Annotated in this window: 3 protein-coding genes; all 3 read right to left on the bottom strand. The window is 68.4% G+C overall.

Features of this window, described 5'->3' with window-relative positions; translation table 11 throughout:
• Window positions 1-146 precede the first annotated feature (146 nt).
• Genes WKW82_RS40295 through istA form a run of 3 tightly spaced genes read right to left on the bottom strand, consistent with a single transcriptional unit; the run spans window position 147 to window position 2,654 of the window.
• Window positions 147-353 (bottom strand): hypothetical protein, encoded by a 207-nt coding sequence (locus WKW82_RS40295; protein WP_340348811.1) that lies wholly within the window; start codon window positions 351-353, stop codon window positions 147-149.
• Window positions 350-1,141, bottom strand: a complete 792-nt coding sequence (istB, locus tag WKW82_RS40290) for an IS21-like element helper ATPase IstB (protein ID WP_422823715.1) — start codon at window positions 1,139-1,141, stop codon at window positions 350-352. Before istB ends, WKW82_RS40295 begins: the two co-directional genes overlap by 4 nt.
• Before the next feature lie 16 nt (window positions 1,142-1,157).
• Window positions 1,158-2,654 carry an IS21 family transposase gene (gene istA / locus WKW82_RS40285; protein WP_340348809.1) on the bottom strand — a complete coding sequence of 499 codons (1,497 nt, stop codon included), beginning with the start codon at window positions 2,652-2,654 and terminating at the stop codon, window positions 1,158-1,160.
• Window positions 2,655-3,586: the final 932 nt, after the last annotated feature.

The following is a 3,586-nucleotide window of genomic DNA, read 5'->3' as shown; positions in this document are numbered from 1 at the left end:
GCTGTTGGCGGCGGTGTAGATCCGCTTCTATTCGGCGGTGAGGAGGCGGTTTTCTGGTCCGCTGGAGGTTTGAGTTGATGAAGGACGGACGGCCCCGAGAGGGGCCATCCGTTTTGCTCAAGCTGTTGGGTGCGTGCGCCGGCGACTCAAAAGGGCAAGTCGGGGTCGAAGTCCAGCGGTCCACGGTCGGGCATGAGCTGATCGCGCCACGCCTGTTGTGCCTGTGGCCCGTAGAGCGCCCAGATGGCCTCGCGCATGGCATGCAGGCACTCGAGTGCGGCGAGCGCTTGTTCCGGCGTCCAGTGGGTCGGCACGCGCATCGATGGCGGCGTGTTCTGCGTGGTGTGCTTCATGACGCTGGCCTGCGTCCGCGCGGCGCGGCTTGACTGGCGGCACGTTCGGTCTTGCGCGCTGCCTCCCGTTCGTCGGCCTCCTTCTGGCGCCAGGACTTGCCCTCGATGCGCACCACCTCGGCGCGATGCATGAGCCGGTCGATCAGGGAGACCACGCAGGCCGCGTTCGGGAAGACCTCTCCCCATTCGGCAAACGCCCTGTTCGTTGTGACGACGGTGCTCTTTTGCTGGTAGCGCCGACTGACCAATTCGAACAGGAGGTCGGCATGGCGGTTGGAGTACGACAGATAGCCCACTTCATCGATCAGCAATACGGCCGGCGCCGCGTAGAAGCGCAGCCTGCGCCGCAACGCCGAGTCGCTGTCCAAGGCGGCCAACTCGCCAAGCAATTGCCCGGCCGTGATGAACAGCGCCGTGTGCCCGGCCAGCACCGCCTGGTAGCCCAGGTTGCACGCACACATGGTCTTGCCCACCCCGTTCGGGCCGACCAGCACGACGTTGCTGGCGTCCTGGAGGAAGTCCAGCGTCATCAAGCCCTCCAAGGCCACACGGTCGCACTGCGTGGGCCACTGCCAGTCGAAGTCGGCCAGCGGCTTGAAGCGCCCGATATGCGCCGCGCGCAGGCGCCGCTCCAGGCTGCGACGATGTCGCTCGTCCGCCTCCCAGCCCAGCAACCGGGCCACCCAGCGAGCCTGTTCGGGCTGGCTCATCACTTCGCTCCAGCGAGCCAGCAGGCCATGCAGACGAAGTTCTCCGGCCTGCTCTCGCAGGTGTGCCTCGGACATCATCGCGGGTGTCGTGGAGTCACTCGTGTTCATCGACGTTCTCCGGTCGGTCGTAGGAAGCCAGGTCGTGTGTGCGCACCGGTGCGTCACGGCGCGTGACGTGCTCGGGCAGCACCAACGCGACCGGCGGCGGCCGGCCGCTGGCCTCGCGAGCGCGCTCCAGTGCCAGGCGCACGGCGTTGGGGTGTGGCACGTCGCGCTCGAGCGCGTCGAGCATGGCCGCCTGGAGCGCGGCGGCGCCATAGCGCTGCAGCAGGCGCATCAGCGCGGCGGTGATCGAGCCCAGGTTGTGGCCCCGGATGCCGGCGCGCCTGAGCAACTCGGCGCTGGCCGGGGCGGCTTGCGCCAGGCGGTCGCAGGCTCGATGCGCGCGGGCACCGCGCTTTTGATCGACCAGCGCCTGCACATGCGAGGTGTCCTCGATCTGTGCGCCGCGATCCCAACTGCGTGGGTGCGCGGCGAGCTCACGCGTGCCATCGAAGATGCGGACCCTGCGCTCGTCGGCCAGCACGCCCAGCGTGCGACGAACGTGCGTGTAAGGCACCGAGTAGTCGTTCAGGTCGAAGCGCACGTAGGGTGTCTTGCCGACCGAGACGGCCACGCGCTCGCCCAACGGGTAGTCGCGCTCGGGCAGCGCCAGCAGACTTGCCCGCTCGATGTTGAAGGCCTCGCGCACGCTCAGGGCGCTGTCCTCGGGCCAGCGCCGATCCAGGACCGGACCCTCGCACCACAGGCGGGCCTGGGCGTTGAGGTCGTCCAGGCCGTTGAACGCCCGAGCGGCGAAGAAGCTCTCGCGCGCATACCGTATCGCGCGCTCCACGCGGCCCTTCTCATTTCCGCGCGCCACCGCCACCGGACGCGGTTCATAGCGACAGTGCGCGGCGAACTCCAGCAGCGTCGGGTTGAAGCGGATCGCGTCGCCCTGGCGCTCGAGCACGGCACTCTTGAGGTTGTCATAGAGAACTACCCGGCTGGACCCGCCCCACGAGGCGAACGCCTCGACGTGACCTCGCAAGAAGCTGTCCATGCGGGCGTCCAGGAAGAAGCGCAGGAAGATCGCGCGCGAGTAGCTCAGCACCATGACGAAGGCCATCAGCGGTCGTCTCGCACGGCCGATCTGCAGATGGCCGAAGTGCCCCCAGTCGACCTGGGCCTGTTCTCCCGGCAACGTGCGCAGCCGCAGGTAGGCCTCGGCCACCGGCCGTGGGCGCATGCCGGCAATGAGGTGGCGGAAATGCTCGCCGCTGCCGACATAGCCTCGCTCGCTGACCATGCCGAACAGCCGCACGGCGCTCAGCTCGGGGAACCGGGCCAGGGTCTGGAGGATGAACGCCCTGTACGGGTCGATGCGGCTTGGGCGCAATGGCGTCGACGGTGTCGGCAGGCCGCTCTGGGCGAGCACCCTGTGCACGGTGTCTCGATGCACGCGCAGCAACCGGGAGATGGTGCCCACGCGCCACTTCTCCACGTCATACAGGCGCAGGATCCGCGCACTCAGTTCAGGGGCTATGGTCACGGCGTGCGATGCGGGTGCCGGCCCTTCGGCCCCGGCGCAGGAAGCCCTGGCGCACCCAGGGCATCAACGCCTGTTCGCAGCGCCGACAACGCGCGCCAGCAAGCGCCGCCTCCGCTTGCATCACGCCGCCAGCGCGTGAGTCGGCACCCTCGTGCCCAGGAGTCGGCGCGACAGCGCTGTCCGTGGTGATGTCCATGCATGCGACCAGTAGAGCATCGGCGGGGCACGCTCGGGAACCCTGATGCGTCACCATTTTTGCGTCGCCGCGGTGGCGGCTGCGCCATCGCCGTGCCCGGGCCGCGTGGGCCATGCGACCGCGGCGGCTGCGCTGGTAGCGTTGTGCGGCCTCGCGCTGCGCGCTCTCACGGGCCTGGCGTGAACACGCCGCGCTGCAATAGCGCTGGCCACGATCGCAGTGACTGCACAGCAGCACCTGGTCGCGACAGCGCGCGCACAGGAACAGACGGGCGCCGCGTTCCATTCGCACCTCGAGGCGCTGCCAATGGTGCTGGACGGACGCGTCCCAGCGCGCCACACTGTGGTGGCACCGCCTTTATCGGCACGGTGTAGGGCGCGGCGCGGTCTTCAAGCTTGCCGGCGTGAAGGGACCGCTGCCGTACCCGCCTTCTTCGGCAACGTCGTGTGTTGTACAGACCACGGCGTGCTTGCGCCACAGGGCAGACGCGCGACACGCACGTCCTCAGCCTGCGAAGCGCTGCGCCCCCTTGAGATCCGCCTCACTCGTTGCAGCCCGGACGGGGCTGGCCGTGCCTGCATGGCCGCCCTCCGGGCGTCCATGCAGGCACAACCAACACTCCAAGAACTGCCCGAAAGAGGCATCGGGCACAACCAACGCTGGAAGTTCAGCCACCCAAAACGAAAACCGCGTCCTCGCCGCCGAATAGACGCGGTTTCTGACCGCCGTTCACACC

The organism is Variovorax rhizosphaerae, assembly GCF_037889975.1.
Taxonomy (GTDB): Bacteria; Pseudomonadota; Gammaproteobacteria; order Burkholderiales; family Burkholderiaceae_C; genus Variovorax; species Variovorax rhizosphaerae.
This window is presented reverse-complemented; position numbering and strand designations above follow the sequence as displayed.

What these genes read in the sequence shown, in the direction of transcription:
- WKW82_RS40295 (WP_340348811.1), bottom strand. Translation starts at nt 353, where the DNA reads ATGAAGCACACCACGCAGAACACGCCGCCATCGATGCGCGTGCCGACC.
- istB (WP_422823715.1), bottom strand. Translation starts at nt 1,141, where the DNA reads ATGATGTCCGAGGCACACCTGCGAGAGCAGGCCGGAGAACTTCGTCTG.